General features: G+C 63.3%; 18 protein-coding genes. 9 read left to right on the top strand and 9 right to left on the bottom strand.

What is annotated here, in order from left to right; all coding sequences use genetic code 11:
• Positions 1-4 precede the first annotated feature (4 nt).
• From ACFVJ5_RS27905 to ACFVJ5_RS27885, 5 genes are all read left to right on the top strand, one after another.
• Positions 5-1,837, top strand: a complete 1,833-nt coding sequence (locus ACFVJ5_RS27905; protein ID WP_379224501.1) for a thiamine pyrophosphate-binding protein — start codon at positions 5-7, stop codon at positions 1,835-1,837.
• Between the two features lie 18 nt (positions 1,838-1,855).
• Complete coding sequence (locus ACFVJ5_RS27900; protein ID WP_379224499.1) at positions 1,856-2,743, top strand: sugar phosphate isomerase/epimerase family protein; 888 nt, start codon at positions 1,856-1,858, stop codon at positions 2,741-2,743.
• Positions 2,744-2,759: 16 nt separating this feature from the next.
• Positions 2,760-4,136 carry an MFS transporter gene (locus ACFVJ5_RS27895; protein ID WP_379224497.1) on the top strand — a complete coding sequence of 459 codons (1,377 nt, stop codon included), beginning with the start codon at positions 2,760-2,762 and terminating at the stop codon, positions 4,134-4,136.
• Between the two features lie 227 nt (positions 4,137-4,363).
• On the top strand, positions 4,364-5,335 hold the full coding sequence (locus ACFVJ5_RS27890; RefSeq protein ID WP_379224495.1) for an amidohydrolase family protein: 972 nt from the start codon (positions 4,364-4,366) through the stop codon (positions 5,333-5,335).
• Between the two features lie 217 nt (positions 5,336-5,552).
• Entirely contained in the window at positions 5,553-6,311 is a 759-nt protein-coding gene (locus ACFVJ5_RS27885) for a cyclase family protein (protein WP_379224493.1), read from the top strand.
• Positions 6,312-6,511: 200 nt separating this feature from the next.
• Here the strand turns inward: ACFVJ5_RS27885 and ACFVJ5_RS27880 are convergent, their stop codons facing one another.
• From ACFVJ5_RS27880 to ACFVJ5_RS27860, 5 genes are all read right to left on the bottom strand, one after another.
• Positions 6,512-7,009 (bottom strand): hypothetical protein, encoded by a 498-nt coding sequence (locus ACFVJ5_RS27880; protein WP_379224491.1) that lies wholly within the window; start codon positions 7,007-7,009, stop codon positions 6,512-6,514.
• Between the two features lie 257 nt (positions 7,010-7,266).
• Entirely contained in the window at positions 7,267-7,875 is a 609-nt protein-coding gene (locus ACFVJ5_RS27875) for an ATP/GTP-binding protein (protein WP_379224489.1), read from the bottom strand.
• A complete protein-coding gene (locus tag ACFVJ5_RS27870) occupies positions 7,856-8,227 on the bottom strand; it encodes a DUF742 domain-containing protein (protein WP_379224487.1) in 372 nt (123 codons plus the stop codon). The genes ACFVJ5_RS27875 and ACFVJ5_RS27870 overlap by 20 nt, the downstream gene beginning before the upstream one ends.
• 6 nt (positions 8,228-8,233) lie before the next feature.
• Positions 8,234-8,665 (bottom strand): roadblock/LC7 domain-containing protein, encoded by a 432-nt coding sequence (locus ACFVJ5_RS27865; RefSeq protein ID WP_379224485.1) that lies wholly within the window; start codon positions 8,663-8,665, stop codon positions 8,234-8,236.
• Position 8,666: 1 nt separating this feature from the next.
• Positions 8,667-10,988, bottom strand: a complete 2,322-nt coding sequence (locus tag ACFVJ5_RS27860) for a nitrate- and nitrite sensing domain-containing protein (protein ID WP_379224483.1) — start codon at positions 10,986-10,988, stop codon at positions 8,667-8,669.
• Positions 10,989-11,728: 740 nt separating this feature from the next.
• On the opposite strand from ACFVJ5_RS27860, the gene ACFVJ5_RS27855 reads away from it, so the two are divergent.
• Positions 11,729-12,226 carry a MarR family winged helix-turn-helix transcriptional regulator gene (locus ACFVJ5_RS27855; protein WP_379224481.1) on the top strand — a complete coding sequence of 166 codons (498 nt, stop codon included), beginning with the start codon at positions 11,729-11,731 and terminating at the stop codon, positions 12,224-12,226.
• Between the two features lie 328 nt (positions 12,227-12,554).
• Here ACFVJ5_RS27855 and ACFVJ5_RS27850 read toward each other — a convergent pair whose 3' ends face one another.
• The 4 genes from ACFVJ5_RS27850 to ACFVJ5_RS27835 all read right to left on the bottom strand — a co-directional run bounded on the left by ACFVJ5_RS27850 (position 12,555) and on the right by ACFVJ5_RS27835 (position 17,014).
• A complete protein-coding gene (locus ACFVJ5_RS27850; RefSeq protein ID WP_379224479.1) occupies positions 12,555-13,745 on the bottom strand; it encodes an acetyl-CoA C-acetyltransferase in 1,191 nt (396 codons plus the stop codon).
• An 82-nt stretch (positions 13,746-13,827) separates the two neighbouring features.
• On the bottom strand, positions 13,828-14,586 hold the full coding sequence (locus ACFVJ5_RS27845; RefSeq protein ID WP_379224477.1) for an SDR family NAD(P)-dependent oxidoreductase: 759 nt from the start codon (positions 14,584-14,586) through the stop codon (positions 13,828-13,830).
• A gap of 38 nt (positions 14,587-14,624) precedes the next feature.
• Positions 14,625-15,398, bottom strand: a complete 774-nt coding sequence (locus tag ACFVJ5_RS27840; RefSeq protein ID WP_379224475.1) for an enoyl-CoA hydratase/isomerase family protein — start codon at positions 15,396-15,398, stop codon at positions 14,625-14,627.
• Positions 15,395-17,014 carry an AMP-binding protein gene (locus tag ACFVJ5_RS27835; protein WP_379224572.1) on the bottom strand — a complete coding sequence of 540 codons (1,620 nt, stop codon included), beginning with the start codon at positions 17,012-17,014 and terminating at the stop codon, positions 15,395-15,397. Before ACFVJ5_RS27835 ends, ACFVJ5_RS27840 begins: the two co-directional genes overlap by 4 nt.
• A gap of 120 nt (positions 17,015-17,134) precedes the next feature.
• On the opposite strand from ACFVJ5_RS27835, the gene ACFVJ5_RS27830 reads away from it, so the two are divergent.
• From ACFVJ5_RS27830 to ACFVJ5_RS27820, 3 genes are all read left to right on the top strand, one after another.
• On the top strand, positions 17,135-17,764 hold the full coding sequence (locus ACFVJ5_RS27830) for a TetR/AcrR family transcriptional regulator (protein ID WP_379224473.1): 630 nt from the start codon (positions 17,135-17,137) through the stop codon (positions 17,762-17,764).
• 564 nt (positions 17,765-18,328) lie between these two features.
• Positions 18,329-19,441, top strand: coding sequence for a GAF domain-containing sensor histidine kinase (locus ACFVJ5_RS27825; RefSeq protein ID WP_379224471.1), 1,113 nt, complete (start codon positions 18,329-18,331; stop codon positions 19,439-19,441).
• Positions 19,438-20,019, top strand: a complete 582-nt coding sequence (locus tag ACFVJ5_RS27820; protein ID WP_379224469.1) for a LuxR C-terminal-related transcriptional regulator — start codon at positions 19,438-19,440, stop codon at positions 20,017-20,019. The genes ACFVJ5_RS27825 and ACFVJ5_RS27820 overlap by 4 nt, the downstream gene beginning before the upstream one ends.
• The last annotated feature ends 52 nt before the right edge of the window (positions 20,020-20,071 follow it).

Below are 20,071 nucleotides of genomic sequence, written 5' to 3'. Positions count from 1 at the left end.
ACTGATGTCTATTGATCAATCCATCGAAGACCATGTCGAACTCGACGAGGTTCCCGGCGCGGCGGACACACCGCCCAGCGAGATCCGGCGGGAGGGCTCCGAAGCCATCGCCGATGCCCTCGTCGCGTCAGGAGTCGAGATAATCTTCGGCTACACCGGCGGCTCGGTCCCGGCGTTGGCGCGCAGCCTGTTCACGAACAACAAGCTCGCCGAGTTCGGCGGTCGCACGGAACTGACCGCTGCATGGATGTCCTATGGCTACAACCGGGTCAAGCGCCGCGCTGCGTCTGCTGTGGTCAGCTGGGCGGTCGGCGCACTCCACGTCGCCCCCGCGGTCTACGCATCGAAGCTCGATGGCACCCCGTTCATGATGATGGTGATGAACAATCCCCCTGCCTACGAGGCTCGGGACCCGCTGCAGGACGCAGTGGAGGTGTACTCCTCGCTGAAACCCATCTCTAAGTACATCAAAAAGGTCCCCGATGCCGGTGACCTGCCAGTCATCGTCCGGCAGGCGGTCAAGGAGGCCAGCACCGGACGCTTCGGTCCCTCGGTGCTCGATCTCGCACAGACCGCGATGTACCAGACGACCAACATGAGGGTCGAGGAACTCGAGCTTCCCCGCCCACCGGCTGCCCGCGCCGACGACGTGGCGAAAACACTCGAACTGCTCCTCCAGGCAGAACGACCGGTGCTCTATGTAGGCGCAGGTGTACATATCTCCGACGCGGCAGCGGAATTGCGCGAACTCGCCGAACTGCTCGGAGTGCCGGTCGTCTCTACCTCGTGGGGCGGTCGCGGCCTGCTCCCCGATGCTCATCCGCTCTATGCCGGGCCATCGGGTAACTTCGGCTGGCGAAGCGCGAACGACACCCTTCAGCGCTCGGACTTCTGGCTGGCTATCGGCACCTCGTTCTCCCAGATGTCCACCGGCTCATGGTCGCTGAAGAAGCCGGACACCATTGTTCACGTCGACGTGGATCAGCGTGAAATCGCCAAGATCTTCCAGCCGACCCTCGGTATGGTGGCCGACGCAAAAGAATTCCTCTCCCAGCTGCTCGATTCGGCCAAGCAGGCACTGTCCAGCGGCCCTACCTCGAACGGCCAGTCACAAGCCGATATCTCGCCGTGGCGTGACGAGACCGCCGGGATCAAAGCCGAATGGCAGACCGAGATGAATTCCTGGTACGACGGCACCGAAGTGCCGATCAACCAGTACTTCCTGATCAAGACACTCTCAGATCACCTTCCCGAGGACACCCTGGTGGTCGCGGACTCCGGTGGAAATGCCTTCGGCATGTACCGAGCGTTCGAGTACAAGACGGTGACCCCGATGGCGACCGGTGGTCGTTATATGTCCTTGGGCGCCGGCCTTCCGGTCGCGATGGGCGCAAAGCTTGCCGATCCGTCTCGCACCGTCGTCAGCTACCACGGTGATGGCGGCTTGTACTACGACTTCATGGAACTGTCCAACCTCGCGCAGCACAACTTGAAGGTCATCGTGGTCATCGACAACAACCACTGCCTTCTCGCCAATCGTGCGTCCGCGAAGGCATCGGGCATCGACAATCCGTGGGTCGATCTCCCACAGACCACTGATTTCGTCGCAGTGGCCAAGGGCATGGGCGTCGACGGTGAACGCGTCGAGACCCCGGACCAGATCGTTCCGGCGATCGAGCGGGCTCTTGCCGCGGAGGGAAGCTACGTCCTCGACGTGCACACCGAACCCGGCCTGCGTCTCGTGCGCGCACTCAGCGGGATCATTCCGATCGTGGGCGACCGCACCCCCAAGAAGGGCCACCTGGCCGACGTCATCGAAGGCTCCTGGCCGAGCTGATCCACAGGAGGACAGGCCGTGTCATTCACACAGCGTTACACTGCCCACCTGGGTTACGCCCCGCCGAAGTTCCGACCACAGTTTCTCGAATCCGTCGGCACCACGACACCAACCGACCACGTCGAGAACGCCGCCGCGCTCGGGATGGCAGGAATCTTCGACCCATGGGCGCTGGGCCGCGATCGTCGCGAACTCGACGAGATCGGCCGCGCACTCGACGACAACGGCCTGTCCTCCAGCAGCATCGTCTGTGTACCCGCAGACAAGATCACCGCGCCCATCTGGACCGATCGAAGCAGCTCGGGACGCAGCCGTCTCGATCGGTTGATCAAAGAAGCGGCGCAAGCAGGGCATGCCCTCGGCAGTCCCGCACTGGCCGTGTTGGTGGCCGCCGATCCCGACCGCACAGACATCGAACAGCAACGTGCGGATGTCGCTGCGAACCTGCGAGACATGGGTCGGCTGACAGCCGACTTCGGTATCAGCCTGGCCGTCGAGCCGATGACCGTCTTGCCAAACATGTTGCTGCGTAACCTCACCGAGGCCGTCGAGGTGATGAACGCAGCCGACGCTCCCGGGGTGGGCATCATTTTCGACACCGGGCACGCCTCGATAACTGACGGCGACCTGCTCACCGCATTGGCGACGGCCTGGGATCACCTTTCGATCCTGCAAATTGCGGACATGCCAGGACGCGTCGAACCCGGCGCCGGCGAACTGCAACTGGTGGAACTACTCACCTCAGCCCTTGTCGCGGGCTACACCGGTCTGATCGACCTCGAGCACTATTGGGCGGACATGACCATCGACGGCGAACGGGCCGGGATCGAGCGCATCCGCTCCTTCGAAGCCCTCGTCGATGCAGCGGTGCGCTCTCACTCTTCAACCCCAGTCCAGCACTGGTGACAAATCTAGGAGAAACATGACGGTCGAAGAAGGACCGGCACTGGGCCACAAGGCCGAGGGCCCTGCGAGTCCTGCCGTCGACGGGGATCCGTCACCTCCCGGCGAGGTCCGACGCGTCACCGCATCCACCTTCGCGGGTAACACGATCGAATACTACGACTTCATCTTGTACGGGTCGGCGGCCGCACTCATCTTCGGCCCACTGTTCTTCTCGAACCTCTCGCCGACCATGGCAACGATCGCCTCCTTCAGCACCCTCGCCACCGGATACCTGTGTCGGCCCCTCGGAGGCCTGTTGTTCGGGTATCTAGGCGACAAGTACGGGCGCAAACCCACGTTGCTCGCCACGATGGTGCTGATGGGGCTGGCCACCGGGCTGATAGGTCTATTGCCCACCACCAGCGACATCGGAATCTGGGCACCGTTGATGTTGATCGCGCTGCGTCTGACGCAGGGAATTGCCGTCGGTGGCGAGTGGGGTGGTGCCGCCCTCATGACCGCGGAACACGCACCACCCGCCCGACGCGGATGGATCACTGCGATCGGTCAAGCTGGTCAACCCAGCGGTGGAGCGCTAGCCATGGGAGCGATGGCTTTGGTGGCGCTACTGCCGAGCGAGCAGCTGCTGTCGTGGGGATGGCGCATCCCATTCCTTGTCAGCTTCGCTCTGCTCCTGATCGCCCTCTACATGCGAGTACGAATCAGCGAAAGTCCGCTGTTCGAAGAACTCCAGCGTGCCGACAACAGCCAGCGCACTCGGCGCCGACCTGTGTCCACGCTGTTCCGAGACCACCGCGCAGCCCTGCTGCGCGGGATCCTGGTCTCGATCCCGCCGAGTCTGATGGTCACTCTCGTGAGCAGCTTCTGCGTGTCATACGCGGTGGGGGTCGGTCACTCTCGCTCCACTGTTTTGACAGCCGTGGGAGTCGCGTTCGCCGCGGCTATCCCGACGAATCCCATCTACGGCCACCTGTCGGACCGCCTGGGACGCAGGCCGGTTTACGCGGCGGGAACCCTCGCCGTTGCTGTGCTTGTCTTTCCGCTGTTCTGGGCCATCGACTCGGGGTCGACGTTCTGGCTTTTCGTCGCGTTCGTCGTCGCTTTCGCCTTGGTCGCCCCCGCCATCGGCGCTGGCCTGGCAGCCGTCTTGAGCGAAATGTTCACCACATCCGTTCGGTATACCGGGGTGTCGATGTCGTTCCAGATCGGGGCCATCGTGTCCGGACTCTTCCCGGTCGTGGCTACCTCCCTGCTGTTGCTGGGAGACCAGCGACCGGTATGGGTCGCAGTCCTCGTGCTCGTCATCGCCCTGCTCAGCACCCTGGTCGTCACCACGATCCGGGAGTCCAGCGGCACCCGCCTGACTCTCGACATCACCGAAGAAATCCGATGACCGAATCGGCAGTGTGGTTCACCGCGCCAAGGACAACAGAGCTGAGGCCGGCAGAAGTCCGCTTGGTCCGGGTCAGGGCAGCAGAGCGGGGCACCGTAACCGCCGCTCTACCCACTGACCGAGGACGCGCTAGCCAAGACCTACAAGCTCGGGAAGAAGCCGTCGCTCGGCCGCTCGAGCCACGCAGCCATTGCCGTACGCGGCTCATCTGAGAACAGGAGAAGATCATGCGTCGTATCGCGCTGGAGGAAGCATTCTGGCTTCCCGACCTCGGGGAGGAAACCCACCCGTTCGGCCACTTGACCCCGCGCAACCGCGAGTGGGTCGACCATGTTCAGTCCCGGCTGGTCGACCTGTCCGAACAACGCCTCCGTGAGATGGACGAATTCGGGATCGACATCCACGTTCTGTCACTGACTTCGCCGGGGGTCCAAGCACACACGGACACCGCAAGCGCGATCCGGGACGCTCGTCAGTCCAACGAGGTTCTATCCAGAACCGTGACCGCTCATCCCGACCGGTACGTCGGCTTGGCTGCGCTCCCCACCCAGGATCCGGAGGCGGCAGCGAAGGAACTCGAACACTCTGTTCTCGAATTGGGCATGCGTGGTGCTTTGGTGAACGACCACACATCCGGTCGTTACCTCGACGACCGCGCCTATGACGTGCTGTGGAACAAGCTGCAGGAACTCGGCGTCCCGCTGTATATCCACCCCAACGCCGTATCTGCTCAGGCGCTGAAGGTCCTGTCCGGGTACGAATACCTGTCCGGGGGCAGCTTCGGATGGTCGGTCGCCGTCGGCGGACACGCCTTGCGGTTGATCTATGGTCGAGTGTTCGACAGGTTTCCCGACGCGACCGTCATTCTGGGCCATATGGGCGAGTTCCTGCCGTTCCAGATGTCCCGGCTCGACAGCCGCCACGCGAACCTCACGCTGACCGACCCGCCGGACCTCAACCCGTCGGAATACTTGCGCCGCAACTTCATGATTACCACCAGCGGTGTCTGCTCGCATTCCGCGTTGATCGCCGCTGCCGAATCGATCGGTGTGGATCGGATCATGTTCGCGATCGATTACCCGTACGAGGAAACATCGACAGCAGCCGAGTTTCTCGACACCCTTCCGCTGCCTGCATCCGACGTCGCGGCGATCTCTCACCTCAACGCCGAACGAGTACTCGGCATCCCGGCCGAGTAAGTCAAGGCCGGGAGCTCCGCCACCAGCTCATCGCCGCACTCCCGACGAGAAGGCGCCAAGTCAAGGAAGGCTTTATCGCGGAGTAGCGTCGCTATTTCGACGTCACCGACCTTCTGAACCAGATGCCGGCAGTGCACGCAACCGCCAGCGACCACTCGTAAGTCCTACGTCGGCCATCACCGGCGTCTCACCCTAATCGCCCCACCGGAGCACCGAGATGACCAATCCCACCGCACCTCTTCAACTCTCCCTCACCGAGATCGGATCCCGCGTCCGTGGACTGCGCATCCACGACGTTACTCCGATACTCGGCCCGGACACCGCGATGTTTTTCCTGAATCGCGCGCCGAAGGTCGCACAGCTCAGTCGGCACGCGACCGACGGGGCAGCCGCGAACAGTTGGGATTTGCACGAACATTCCGGGGCTCATGTGGACGCGCCGTTCCATTTCGACCCGCAGGGCCAGACCATCGACGAGCTTCCGGCGGACGTGCTGTTCTTCCGCCCGTACAAGAAGTACGACCTCTCGGAGTTCGACCTGGCACCCGGAGCGCATGCGACCCTCGAGCAGATCACCCGCATTGGTGACCGCGACCACCTGACCCTCGACGAGGGGGACATCGCGCTGGTCGACTTCGGCTACGACAAATACCTGCCGGGAATGTCCGACGAGCGTGACCCTGCGTGGTGGGGCCGCAATCAGCCCGGACTCTCCGAGGAAGTATGCGAGTTTTTCGCCGGGGCGAAGGTTGTCGCGGTCGGCTCCGACACATCCGCCTGCGATTTGGCACTCGCCGACGGACAGATGTCGGCCGGCACAGGCCACGGACAGCACTTCCTGCCCAACGGAATCCTCATCATCGAGGGACTGCGGGGGTTGAACGCCGCGCCGGCCACCGGCCTGTTCGCAGCGCTCCCTCTCAAATTGGCCGGTGGTACCGCATCGCCGCTTCGCGTCGTCCTACTGGGACCGTGACCCCGGGCGGGCGGTCGCGAACCCTCGCCCGCCCGCGGCACCGGTCCAGGCACGGCATCCATCACGGCGTGCTCGGGTCGTGCGCGATCTGCGGGGCGCGGCAACTCGGTGGTATGCGTCGACGACGTCCAGGTCCTGCGCGAAGCCGACCGGCTCACATTCCGCAAGGGCTCGTGACCGCGGTGACCGGGGTTTCCGGTTCAGGCAAAATCACATTGATCGTGGAAAAACCCGGTCCCCGCGCTCACACGCATGACTCGGGCCCACTGCGCGCCCATCTCGCCGCTGTCGACGCGCCCGGCATCAGCCGCGTCGGCGTGGCCGACGCCACCCGCATCGGCATCATGTCGCTCCGCTGTAGCCACCTGCAGCAGTGTCCTCGACGATATGCGCGCCTGCGCCACCACCGAACACAGCTTGCCGCCGCGTACAACACCTGCTCGTTGCGCTGTCCCCGCTGGAAGGCACCGGCCAAAATCTCCCTCAACGTGCAGTTTCTGCCAGATGTCGATAACGACTGTCCCGGATGCGGCGGCAACCGCTTTGCGCCCGCCGCCCGCGAGATCCTGCGCCCCATCCAGGGCACGGCTGACGACGACGGAATTGCACGGCCAGATCTCCTCACCCGGACTGTCGCCAAGGGCCATCGAATTCACCGCCGACATCGGCCGTGTCCGCACCCGGTTGTAGACACTCATCGCCGTCGGCATGGGCGACCTCACCCTCGGCGAAGCCACCCGCGCCCTTCTCATGGGACGCGGCAGCGGCACCGTGGGAGACCGCACCATCGCCACCGGCACTCCGACGACATTGCGACCAACTTCCCGACCATGGTGGCACCCGTTCCCCAATCCAGCAGCCGCCGACTGCGTGACGTCAGAGCGCCTTCGGTGCCCTTTCATACCGAGTTGCGCAGTATCAGCCGTTGGATGACACCTGGAGTGCCGGCTTTGTTCTACCAGTGACTGGTGATCTCGGAGGCGGCCTGAAGCATAAGGTGCTCGACGAGTCGGACGAGTAGGAGTTTGACCGACTCGCGGTGTCGGACGTCGCACAGTTGTATCGGGATGTGTGCCCCGATATCGAGTGCGGCGCGGATTTCGTCCTCGTCGTAGATGTCGGCGCCGTCGAAGCAATTGACACCGATGATGAAGGGGATATTGCGTGATTCGAAGAAGTCCACCGCGGCGAAGCTGTCCTGCATACGACGTGTGTCAACCAATACGACTGCGCCCAGAGCGCCGACCGACAGTTCGCGCCACATGAACCAGAACCGGTCTTGCCCCGGAGTTCCGAACAGGTATAGCACCACCCGTGGGCTGAGCGTGATCCTGCCGAAGTCGAGTGCGACCGTTGTCGTAGACTTTCCTTCGACACCGGTCAAATCGTCTACCTCATAACCGATATCGGTGAGACGTTCTTCGGTCCGCAGCGGCGTTATTTCACTGATGGTGCCGACAAGGGTCGTCTTGCCGACACCGAACCCGCCGGCGACGAGGAGTTTGACCACCTCGACCTCGCCGAGCTCCGGCATGCCGAAGTCTTCAGATGTTGCGTACGCCATCGAGTACCGCCTGCAGTAGCTGGGCGTCGGGCCTGCCGACGGATTTGGTGGGGGATCTGAAGATTACGTGCCCGGAGCTGACCAGGTCACTGACGAGGACTTTCACCACTGCCATCAAAAGTTTGAGGTCGGCGGCGATTTCGGCAATCGTCAAAGGCCTGCCGCGGCACATTTGCAGGATCCGGGCGTATTCCGGATCAAGCGCGATCGCGTCGGTGTCTGGTCGAACCGTGACAACAAGTGTGAGGATGTCGAGGTCGTAGAGGTCACGCGAAGCCCTACCCCGTGTCACCGCGAAGGGCCGGACCAACGGACCCGGCTCATCATCGATCCATGAATCATCCTGTGACATGAAGTATCACCGGATCAGTGAATCGCTCACGACCACACGGGGAGCGGCCGATAGCGCGTCGCCCACCTTGCTGACGATCACGTTCATCTCGTACGCGACCAGACCCAGATCGGCACGCTCGGAGGCCAACAACGCCAGACATGCTCCCGTGCCGGCCTCGGTAACGACCAGATAGCCGAATTCGAGCTCCACAACAGTCTGTTGCACGCGTCCTTTACCGAACTGATCACCGACTCCTCGGGCCAGGCTTCCGAGAGCCGATGCCATCGCCGCGAGGTGCTCGCTGTGCTCGCGCGACATATCCCTTGATCGGGCTATCACCAGCCCATCCGCCGATAACACGACAGCGTTCTCCGACCCGGGCAACCTGCCGAGGAGGTCGTTGATCAACCAATCGAGCCCGCGCGCGGTCACGCCGGTTCCTGCGTCTTCGTTCATTTCACGACCATCCGTTTCTTCTTACATTGCGATCCGAGTCACGACCGTCGCGTGTTCCCTTTTGGAACGCAGTCATCGAATTCCGTGCTTGTTCGGCGTCACGTCGGCGCGGTTCATCGAGCAAGGAGGTGTCGCGGCCGGTGTCCTCGGCAGTGATCCGCAGTTGCGGCACCAGATGCGTCGAGCGCTGCCGTTTCGGGAGTGGCGCTTTCGCCCGTCCACCATTGGCTGGTGGTGCCAATTCCCTCATCGGCCGACGGAAACCCGCTCCGCTCGCCTCAGCCGGGTCGGCCGCGGCGACCACCATGTCGAGGGTGCCGCTCTGGCCGCTAGGCAGTGACTCCTTAGCCCTGTTCGCGGTATTGGGCATCCGCGGTACACGATCACTTGCCGTTTCCGGCGCGAAGGCCGGGCGGCGGTCGCGGGCGGAGTCTGTGTGGGTTCCGGCGGCAGCATTCCCGCCATGCCCTGCGGCCGATACGAGCAGGTTCTCAGGAACGAGTGCGACGGCCTTGATCCCACCGTAGGCCGATTCCAGCAGGCTCACCGAAATGCCGTGGCGCTGGGCTAGCTGTCCGATGACGAACAGTCCGAGATGCCGATGCCCCGCCAAAGCCATCTCCTGGAAGTCGGAGGGCTGATGCAGAATCTCGTTCAGACGCTCGCGCTCACCGAACCGGATTCCGAGACCTTGGTCTTCGACCTCGACAACAACGCCTTTACCGACCAGGTTCGCGCGTACCGAAACCGGCGAGTCCGGTGGAGAGAACGCGGTGGCGTTGTCGATGAGCTCAGCCAGTAGGTGGATGAGGTCGGCCACAACCGCGCCTGTCACATCGACCTCTGGCAATCGAACCGCATTTACCCTGGTGAAGTCTCTGGTCTCGGAGATCGCGCCCCGTACGATCTCCTGCAGGCGCACCGGATTGCGCCATCGCCGCCCAGGCTGACCGCCTCCCAACAGCAAGAGATTCTCCGCGTTGCGCCGAGCACGGGTGGCCAGGTGGTCGAGTTGGAACAGCAACTCGAGGTGGTCTGGATCATTCTGCTTCGCCTGGGCGATATCGAGAACCGCGAGCTGCTGATGGACGACGGTTTGGCTTCGATGCGCGATATCCAAGAACACGCGGTTGATACCACTTCGTGTACGCGCCTCCGCAGCTGCAGCCATGATCGCGGTGCGCTGCGCGGTATTCAGTGCCGTCGCGACCTGGCCGATCTCATCCGTGCCACTATCGACTAGGGTCAACTCTGCCTCGACGTCCACCGGTTGACCATCGTTCAGACGCTGCACTATCGCAGGCAACGTGAGTTCCGCCGACTCGAGCATCTTGTCTCGGAGAGAACGAAGTCGCCGTATCAGCGACCCCGCCAACAGAACAGCGACTGTAAATGTCACCGCGGCGATCGCTAGTGCCGCAACACCTATAGCGATATCGCGGTCAATTGCAGCATCAGCTGAATCAGTCGCGGCTCGCTCGGAATATTTTGTATAGTCAGCCCATATTTCTTGAAGCTGCCCACTGACCGCCTCGTTGATCCGCAACCATTCATCCAGCGCTAATGGAAGCATTCCCGTCAGTTCCAGCGCATTCTCGGCTTCTACCATCGAATGCCATTCGACGCTGGCAACGAGTTTGTCGCAACGCGACCTGATATGACTCGGGAGTTTCTCGATGAGGACGTCGTAGCGATGATGAAATGCACCGTTAAGCCGTGTGTGCATTCGCCGGTCCGAAGGAGGTAGAACATCTCTATTTGCCAGTGCCGCCCAAGTACCGCCAACGCTGCGAGAATGCAGATCGGTCAAGCGGATCAATTCGGCAAGTACCATCCTATCGGCGGAAGTCTCGGCATTCGGAGAGATTCGGGCTGAGGTTTCCACACCAATCGCGATAGTCTCGGCGAGCTGAGAATAGAAGTTGTCGACCTCAGCGGCGCCTACTTCGCCAGAATCGACCGCATTCCGGATCGTCGAAATATTGGCGACCAACGACCCGAGCAAAGTCTGCGACCCTTCAACCGCCGAGGTATCTACCTCCCCGAGCCGTGCGAGCGCAACGCTTACAGCTTGCAGCGCCGTATCGGTGTCGCTACGCCGCCCGCCCAGGTCGGCGGAGGCCCGGACATCGTTGTTGAGCGCCCGAAGACTGTATGTCCGCTCTGTCTGCACCGCGTCAACGAAGGCGAAGGGGAGGTCGACTTCCTCGATCAAACGTTGCGACCACTGCCGTGCAGTCAGGCTCTCATCTAGTCGCAGGCTCAAAAATATCGCTCCACCGAGCAGAAGTACGAGCCCGGGTATCAGCGCAATCGCCAGCACACGAAGCTGAACCGACCGGATACGCGATAGAGCGCGCCCCCTACTCCACCATCTCGCTCGTATGCCGGAACGGTGCCTCACTGCATCTCCCTAATAATCGACCCCCGTAATATCTGCGTGACGCAGATATTACGGAGATCATTGCCATTGCGAACATTTCTACTCTACGAATTGAGTATTATTGATTTTGACGAGAGATCGGATACCGCACACGGTTTCGCGTTTGAATTGATCCGCCCGCCGATTCCCACTGCGAATCGGCGCCCAACAAGGGGCGCCGGCATTGACGACCCGAGCAGGGCAAGGTGAGCTATCGGAGCGCCGGAATGCAGTGAGCCAGTATGGGTTCGGCGAGCCCTTAGTTCAGACTTCCTCCAGGCCTCAGGATCTAAGATACCCTGATACGTTATCAGCATCTCTTATATGCGTCAATCGGAACGGAGCTGCCCGATTTCACAGAGGTTGGCTTGAGATTGCTCCGGCCCCGAGGCCGAGCTAGGGCAGTGGAGCGGCCCCACGTAGCCTTCTTTCGACTGACACTGGCATCACGACCCGACAGCGGTCGGCGTTGGGGCACAGCACCTGCCCCGAGCTGGCAACTTTCATCGACTAGGTTCCACCGCGTCAGGCCGAGCACTGGTATTACCGCGACATCGACCGCGGGCCACGGGCTCACTCGACACTGCACCCCTGCCGCACCCGCACATCGAAGGTAGCTTCGGCACGAAGGAACATCCCGGGTGGTTATCAGCAACTCTGATAACCTGATGGGCGTGAACGGAACCTCCGACGACTATGTGATCGGCGCCCAGCCCGGCACGGGCCCGCGCGTGACCTACTTGGTGAAACGCCTGGAGTCCGCGGTTCGTCGCGATCTCGACGACGGACTACGCAACTATGGGCTCACGACACCTCAATACGCCGCGCTCAGCATTTTGGGCCTGCACCCGGGGCTGTCCTCGGCGCAACTCGCCCGCCGGGCCTTCGTCACTGCTCAGTCGATGCAGGTCATGGTGGCCGGGTTCGTGCGATCCGGCTACGTGGTGCGTCAGCCGCAGGCAGACAATCAACGCATTCTGTGTAACTATCTGACCGACGCTGGCCGCGACGCGCTCATCAAGTGCGAACAAGCAGCCGACACCGTCGAGAAGAAGATGCTCGACGGGCTCGACAGGAAGGCAGTTGCCAGCTTGCGCGACGTATTCGAACGCTGCGTCCGCAATCTTGCCGAGAACTGACTAACACGGCACTTGGGAACGATCGAGCGGACCCACCGACGCCTGCGCTGCGCGGAATGCCCCTTGTTCGCCGCCTCTCGAACTCAGTGGCGTGGCCGCCGCCGAGCGGGACACACTCGATTCGCTACAGCGCACTGCGGCGCCGCAGGCCCAAACCTGCGCTCGGGCATACTCAGCATCGTTCCAGACAAATCCTCAATCGAGCGTCGGTGGGACACCATGAGTCCTGCGCCGGAATCCACCGGGCTGCGGCGCGAGACCTCAGGGTGCTGGGATAACCGTCATCAGCCTTCGGACCGGATCCCGAACTCGGCAATAGTTCAGGTGTTCACTTCGGCACTCGCAGGATCAGGGCATCACCCTGTCCGCCTCCGCCGCATAAGGCCGCCACACCAACTCCCCCGCCACGGCGGCGCAATTCGAGCGCCAGGTGCAGCGTGATCCGCGCACCGGACATACCGATGGGGTGTCCCAGAGCAATCGCGCCCCCATTCACATTCACCCGCTCAGGATCAACCCCCAGATCACGGGTCGAAGCGATACCCACTGCGGCGAAGGCCTCGTTGATCTCCACCAGATCTAAGTCGGTGGCAGCGATCCCTGCCCTGGAGCAGGCCGCGAGAATCGCCCGTGACGGCTGGTGGTGCAACCCTGAATCAGGGCCCGCCACCATCCCGTGCTCACCGATCTCCGCGATCCACGACAAGCCCTCGGCCTCGGCCCGCTGCTTGCTCATCACCACGAGTGCACACGCCCCGTCATTGATCGCGGAAGCATTACCCGCAGTGACGGAACCACCGGCGCGGAATGCCCCGGGCAGACGACCCAGCACCTCCACAGACGCATCGGACCGGATCCCTTCGTCGACGCCGAACCGGATCCGCTCCCCCTTCGCGGGACCTGCGACCTCGACCGGCGCGACTTCGTCGTCAAAGATTCCATTGCTCCAGGCCGTTGCCGCCAAACGATGCGAACGCAGCGCGAACTCGTCCTGGTCGGCGCGCGAAATATCACCGATCACGTCGGTGCCGACCTCGGTCAGCAACCCCATCGGCTGATCAGTGAACGCATCGTGGAGTCCGTCGTAGCCCATATGGTCGATCAACGTCACATTTCCATATTTGTGGCCAACGCGTGAACCGGGAAGCAGGTGTGGCGCTTGGCTCATCGACTCCATGCCCCCGGCGACGACTACCTCGCACGCCCCTGACCGAATGAACTGGTCCGCCAGGATGATCGATTCGATCCCCGACAGACACACCTTGTTGACGTTCAATGCCGGCGTGCTCATGGGAATCCCGGCCCCGACCGCGGCCTGCCGCGCCGGGATCTGCCCGCAACCGGCGGTCAGCACCTGCCCCATGATCACGTAGTCGACCGCCTGTGCTTCCACACCGGCCTTGTCCAGCGCGGCGCCGATTGCCACGCTCCCCAATTGCACTGCGGAGACCCCGCGGAGGGACCCGAGTAGCCGCCCGATGGGAGTGCGAGCACCGGCGACAATGACCGAGGTGCGCATAGTTGATACCTCTCGAGTTATCTGAACAGAACTTTCCAGTTTCTGGATCGGTGGACGCGCCATTCAGCGCGGAGCGAATGGGCTAGCGGATGGAAGATCCGATCCCTAGACCGCCATCGACGTCGAGAACAACACCGCTGACGTAACCAGCGGCGGGCGAACACAAATAGGCAGCGGCCTCGGCGATATCGTCGGGCTGCCCGGTACGCCGCTGGGGCACCTTGGCGATGAGCTTGTCGCGGGCGGCTGCGTTCATCGAGGCGAGCATCGGGGTTTCGATGAGTCCCGGCGCGATAGCATTGGCGGTAATCCCCTGGCGAGCGGTTTCGAGGGCAATCGTGCGGGTGAGACCCACGATGCCAGCTTTGGCTGCGACGTAATTCGCCTGGCCGAAGTTGCCGCGCCAGCTCATCGAGGAAAACGACACGATTCGGCCGTATTTGCGCTCACGCATGTGTGGCAGTACCGCTCGAGTACAGAAGAAGGCGCCCGACAGCGAGGCGTCAAGGACCGCGTGCCAGTCACGATCATCGATATCTTCGATCCGGTTGTCGCGGATAATGCCTGCGTTGTTGACCAGAACGTCGATGCGGCCGCGGGACTCAGCGACCGAGTCGGCCCAGGCGGTGACGTCGGCTGAGGACGTGACGTCGACCGCGTGGCTCAGGCAACTGCGGCCGTACTTCTCTTCGAGCCGACGGGCTAGATCGCCGGCGGCCGCTTCGTTGACGTCCGCGATGGCCACGATCGCGCCTTCGGCGGCGAATCGCTGGGCCATGGCCGCGCCGAGTCCTTGGGCGCCGCCGGTCACGAGGACTACTTGATCGGTGTATCGGTTCATTGTTTTCCTGTCGGGTGTGCGCTTGACCGGTAGACCACTCACGAGGATCGGCGATGCAGAAACGCGGTCAGCGTGGCGGGGACATCGGTGGTGTTCCAGTGCTTTTCGAAGGCAACGAGTTCGTGCGCCAAGCCCTGCCTCTCATCCATGGTGGTGAGATCGTGGAGCAGGGCCTTGAACGCTTGCTGTGCGGGGCCGGCTGCCTCGACCAGTTCCTCGGCGACGCTGCGCGCGGCGGTCGAGACATGTTCAGGAGAAACCACCGCGTGTAGCCAGCCGGTGGTAGCCAGCCGCTCTGCTTCGACCAGCTTTCCGGTCAGGGCCAGCCATCGCGCCATGGAATCGCCGACTTTCCGAGTCAGCCGAACGCTCGAACCCGCGGCTGGGAGCAAGTTGTTGCGGACGTGCCCGTCGCCGATCAACGTGCTGTCGGCGGCGACAACCACATCGCAAGCGAGAGCGAGTTCGAGCCCGCCGGCGACGGCGTGGCCGTGCAGGGCGGCAACCACTGGCAGTCGGCTGGTCTCGAGCCGAGTGACCACGGCAGAGACGCGGCGCAGGAACTGCGTCGGCCCGCCAGGGCGGTCGGCCGTATCCAGGAAGTACTGCAGATCCCCACCTGCGCAGAAGCTCTTGCCGGCGCCGGCGAGGATCAGACAGCGAGTGTTGGGGTCGTCCTCGGCCTCGGTCAGCGCGGCGTCGAGCGCGTCGATCAGATCTGGGTTCAAGGCGTTGCGGCGGTGCGGGCGGTTGAGGGTCAGGGTGCGGATCGGCCCGGTACCGGTGACCAATATCGTGGCAGGCTCGGTCATAGAGCACCCGCGCTCGGGCCGGATTCGTCGCGGCGGCGCTGGCGCAGCTGCGCGCGTTGGATTTTGCCGCTGGGGGTTTTGGGAAGGGTGTCGACGAAGTGGATACGCCGCGGGTAAGCGTGCGCGGCGTAGTTGTTCTTGACCCATTGCTGGAGCTGCTCGATCAGTTCATCGCCGACTTCGGTGCCGGGTGCGGCGACCACGAACGCCTCGACAACCTCGCCGCGCACCTCGTCAGGGGCTGCGACGACGGCAGCTTCGTCCACTGCTGGGTGTTGCAGAAGGGTCGATTCGATGTCGAAGGGGCCGATCCGATACCCGGCCATAATGATGACATCGTCGTCGCGGGAGGAAAAGCGGACGAGACCGGTGGTGTCGATCGAGGCAATATCGCCGGTCAAGAAGTAGGCCCCGTCGGCGCGGAAACGGTCGGTGCCGCGACCACCCACATAGCCACGGAAGGTCATCAACGGACTGTCCGCAACCACAATCGCGAGGCGTCCGGTTGTCCCATCGTCGACGGGCTCATCGTGGTCCTCACCCAAGACCGTGATCTGCCAACCTGGCAGCGCGGTCCCCATCGCTCCTGCCACAACAGGGCGGCGCAGGCTCGGATGGTGCGGGAATCCCACCGGCATGCCGAGCTCGGTCTGACCGTAGTGGTCGTGCACGTCCAGCCCGAGTACTTCACGCGTCCAATCATTGACCTCTGGAGTCAAGGGTTCTCCCGCACTCGACAATGCGCGCAGAGCCAGCCCCTCGGGTACTTCCATACCTGAGGCGCGAAGGCCTCGATACACCGTAGGGGCAGCGGTGTAGTCGGTGATCGCGAGGCTCTTCATAACCGTCCACGTCGCCGCAGCAGAAAAACCACCGCGTAGCAGGGTCGTCGGCACTCCAGCCGACAGCGGTGCCACCAGCGCGGTGTAGAGCCCGTAGGCCCACCCTGGGTCGGCGCCACACCAGAACACGCTGTCCGGTCCCACACCCAGACCGAATTCCAGGTAGCTCTGCCAACCAGCGGCATAGCGCACCGGATGCACCACCCCCTTTGGTTTACCGGTGGTGCCGGAGGTGAACATGTGTACCAGCGCCCCGTCACCACCCACAGGCGCCGAACCGATAGCGCGCCACGAAACTTTGGCGAGACGGGAGCCCAAACCCTCGGGCGAATCCGTGCCCGCGACGATGAGCGTCCACGCGCCAGGAGGTACCTTCGTCTGCTGATCTTCGTCAGCGACGACGACAACTGCACCGGCATCGGCCAGCCGGGACCCGATCGCGTCCTCGGCGAATGCGGTGAACAGGGGCACGTACACCGCACCCAGCCGCCAGATACCCAGCACCACGGCGACGAGATCGACACTCTTGCCCATCACCGTCGCGACGCGGTCGCCGCGCCGCACCCCGGACTCGGCTAGCACGGCGGCCGCCCGACGAGACGCCTCGCCGAGCTCACCGTAGGTGTAGTGAGTGAAAGACAAGTCTTCGTCGACTATCGTCACGGCCCGTCGCGAGGCCGGATGGCGGTCACACAGCAGCCAGGCCACATCGGCCGATGGCCGCCCGAATTGCTCGAGAATCTCGCTGACACGAGTTACAGGTTCAGAGCTCATCACCACTCCAATGTGGGTACTTTAATGAATGTCTTGGTACCGAGAAGAGTACCCCATATTTTGGTCTCGGAGAAGTCTGGGCTCGCGGCTACCTGATACCGATGTGCAACACTCAACCTCATGCCGCCTCGTACCGCCTCGACTCGCCTTGCCACCGTCAACACCCCCCGCAAGAGGCGGGTAGATGTGGCGCGTCGCGACGATCTGCTGCGCCAGGTGCAGCAGATCTTTCTGAACGAGGGCTTCACTTCTCTCACGATGAGCGAGCTCACTGAGCGTTTGCATTGCTCCAAGGCCACGCTCTACGGCCTTGCCCCGACCAAGGAGCAGCTGGTCGTGCTGGCCACCAAACAGTTCTTCGGGGAATCCGCCGACGAGATCGAGGCCACAGTCGCCACCGAGACCGATCCGAAGACCATGATCCTCACGTACCTCGGTGGCGTGGCCAACGCGATGCGGCGCAACTCCAAGGACTTCTACGAGGACATGGTGTCCTTCACTCCCACCGCCGAGATCTATGCACGCAATACCGCACGCGCAGCCCAGCGCGTCCGTGAAATGATTGACGACGGCATCGCATCGGGCCGTTTCCGCGCCACCGACGGCACCTTCGCCTCCCAACTCGTCGCGCTTGCCATCGAGGGAGTCCAGTCCGGTGTCTTACTCGAGCGCACCGGCCTCTCTGCCGCGGACGCCTTCAACGAACTAGCCACTCTGCTGCTGAATGGGTTGCTTCACAACCCCGAATGACCAGTTTCCCGCCCGTACGTTCGGACTCCGACGTAGTCACAAACGACAAGAGCCGGGTCTGGGAGGCGTGGATCAGGCGCGACCAGAGTACGTAAGTCGTTCCAATGCATGGTGGCGCCGGTACGCCGGGCTGATGTCGAGTTTCAGGCGAGCCGATTGGTCGGCGCGGTGGCACCGAGCCGGTCGGGGAGCAAGAAGCCGAGATCGCGACACGAGAGCCACTGATCACGGTGGATCGGCGCTCGAGCCAGCGGCACGATGTTGCGGCTGTTGACGATCTTGCAAAGGTCGATACTGCATGCACCTGCGGTATACAGACAGAATTTGTGCCGCCTGGGGAGGCGAAATCGGCGCATTGCACGAGTGCAATCTGAAGGCCAGACCGTACCTCGCCTGGCTGCCGATGCACCGATTTCGCCAGCGTCCTGACCACGTTCGAACACACGGGCTTATGCTCTAAGGCATCAGTCCCGTGACGAAAGTGGACCTGACCTGCCTCCTGCGCGACCGATCGACAGCCTCGAGAAGTGGCCGAACCGAGGCGGTCTGGACCCAGGAGTGACAATGATGCAGGACAGCGCACCGAGCGACCCGCTTCTCGGAACCCTGCTGGACGTGCGGACGATCTTCGACCCACGCTCCACGCTCACCTCCACCTTGCAGGAAGCGCTGGCCGCGGAGTCACGCGGCAGCGTGGTGGCCTGGGTGGCTTTGTCCGAGCCCGACGGTGGCGTCGTCATCGAGCACGTTCTCGGCCACCTCACCGACACGTTGGGTGGCCTCGATGTCGGCGTCGGGCAAGGGCTTACCGGTCGCGTGTTCGAGCAGGTGCGGGTGCACTGGGTGGAGGAGTACGTGGCGGCCGCGTCGATCACACACGAGTTCGACTCGATAATCGAGGCGGAACGTATCCGCAGGATGATCGCCGCCCCACTGAGCGTGGACGACGAGGTGCTCGGCGTCCTTTCCGTCGGACGCCGTGACCCCGGCGACTTCGGTGACAACATGATCGCAGATGTGGAGCGGCTGGCGCGCCGGGCGAGCCTCGCCCTCACTTTGGCCAGAACCGCGCGGGCGAATGCGGCCGCCGCGGCCCTGGCCGAGCGACGACGGGTCAGTGAGGAGCTGCATGACGGGGTCGGCGCTCTGTTGTTTTCCCTGGCTTCGCGTACCGAACGGCTGCAACGCCGCGTCGAGCAGTCCGAGCTGGCTGCGGAGGTGACCGTGCTGGCCAACGAACTCGGCCAGGTCAGCTCCCTGGTGCGGTCGATGGTCTCCGAGTGGCACGCCAGTGCCTCGGCCGACGTCCAGGCCGAGGTACAGAGCGTCGTGGCGGACTTCGAGCGCCGCTCCAACCTGCCCGCGACCGTGCTGTTCCTCGGCAGCGTGCCACCGCTTGATTCGGCCCGGATGCAGGCGGTGACCAGGTTCGTTGGGGTCGCGTTGTCCAACGTGGAAAGGCATGCGAATGCGCGGCGAGTGACCGTGACGGTATCCGCGTTGCCAGGGCAAATTGCCGTCGCGGTGTTCAACGACGGACCAGCGCCGCTGACCGTAGTGCCGGGCATCGGCTTGGGCGGTGCCGAGGAGCGGATCGCGCGAGTAGGCGGCGCACTCACCCACATAGCCGAGGATGACGGCACCGGGTTCACCGTACGCGCACGGATCCCGCTGTGATCTCAGTGTTCGTGATCGACGACCACCCGATCGTGGCTCAGGGCGTCGCGCTGGTACTCGACGGTGACCCCGATCTGCGATTCGTGGGCGCCTGCGAGGACCTGGGAAGCGGCGTCGTGGCGATAGTCCGGCTTCGTCCCAGTGTCGTGCTACTCGACGTCCGGCTGCCAGGCACCGATGTGGCTACTGCGGTACGCACGCTCGCGCACGCCGTCGCGGAGACGCGAATCGTGCTGTTCACCGCCTATCCCGAACACGCGGATGTGCGCCGAGCTCGCTCTGCGGGCGCGGTAGCCACAGCGGCCAAAGACACCCCACCGCCGAAGCTGCGGGAGCTTATTCGCGCCGTGGTCCGCGGCGAATTGCTCGGCGGCGATTTCGAGTCCGGTGTGCTCACCACGCGCCAGCACGACGTGCTGTGCCGGGTGGCGACCGGCATGACCAATGTGGAGATCGCCGAACAGCTGGGGTTGCAGCCCTCCACAGTCAAAGCATATTGGCAGGAGACCATGCAGAGGCTCGGCGTGCGTAACCGCGCAGAAGCGATCGCAGCGGCCTATCAGCGCGGGCTCCTCTGAAGTCATGAGCCAACAGATCCCCTCCGTTTGGAGGTGACACAGGACACTCTGC

This window comes from Nocardia sp. NPDC127606 (assembly GCF_042671725.1).
In the GTDB taxonomy this organism is placed as follows: Bacteria; Actinomycetota; Actinomycetes; order Mycobacteriales; family Mycobacteriaceae; genus Nocardia.
Note: the sequence above shows the minus strand (reverse complement) of the source record. Positions and strands in the feature narration are given on the sequence as shown.

Excerpts from the sequence above, each read along its gene's own strand:
- ACFVJ5_RS27865 (WP_379224485.1), bottom strand. The coding sequence starts at position 8,665 with ATGAACGAAGACGCAGGAACCGGCGTGACCGCGCGCGGGCTCGATTGG.
- ACFVJ5_RS27830 (WP_379224473.1), top strand. The coding sequence starts at position 17,135 with ATGCCGCCTCGTACCGCCTCGACTCGCCTTGCCACCGTCAACACCCCC.
- ACFVJ5_RS27895 (WP_379224497.1), top strand. The coding sequence starts at position 2,760 with ATGACGGTCGAAGAAGGACCGGCACTGGGCCACAAGGCCGAGGGCCCT.
- ACFVJ5_RS27845 (WP_379224477.1), bottom strand. The coding sequence starts at position 14,586 with ATGAACCGATACACCGATCAAGTAGTCCTCGTGACCGGCGGCGCCCAA.
- ACFVJ5_RS27835 (WP_379224572.1), bottom strand. The coding sequence starts at position 17,014 with ATGAGCTCTGAACCTGTAACTCGTGTCAGCGAGATTCTCGAGCAATTC.
- ACFVJ5_RS27905 (WP_379224501.1), top strand. The coding sequence starts at position 5 with ATGTCTATTGATCAATCCATCGAAGACCATGTCGAACTCGACGAGGTT.
- ACFVJ5_RS27880 (WP_379224491.1), bottom strand. The coding sequence starts at position 7,009 with ATGAGTGTCTACAACCGGGTGCGGACACGGCCGATGTCGGCGGTGAAT.
- ACFVJ5_RS27890 (WP_379224495.1), top strand. The coding sequence starts at position 4,364 with ATGCGTCGTATCGCGCTGGAGGAAGCATTCTGGCTTCCCGACCTCGGG.
- ACFVJ5_RS27875 (WP_379224489.1), bottom strand. The coding sequence starts at position 7,875 with ATGGCGTACGCAACATCTGAAGACTTCGGCATGCCGGAGCTCGGCGAG.
- ACFVJ5_RS27850 (WP_379224479.1), bottom strand. The coding sequence starts at position 13,745 with ATGCGCACCTCGGTCATTGTCGCCGGTGCTCGCACTCCCATCGGGCGG.
- ACFVJ5_RS27840 (WP_379224475.1), bottom strand. The coding sequence starts at position 15,398 with ATGACCGAGCCTGCCACGATATTGGTCACCGGTACCGGGCCGATCCGC.
- ACFVJ5_RS27870 (WP_379224487.1), bottom strand. The coding sequence starts at position 8,227 with ATGTCACAGGATGATTCATGGATCGATGATGAGCCGGGTCCGTTGGTC.
- ACFVJ5_RS27885 (WP_379224493.1), top strand. The coding sequence starts at position 5,553 with ATGACCAATCCCACCGCACCTCTTCAACTCTCCCTCACCGAGATCGGA.
- ACFVJ5_RS27825 (WP_379224471.1), top strand. The coding sequence starts at position 18,329 with ATGATGCAGGACAGCGCACCGAGCGACCCGCTTCTCGGAACCCTGCTG.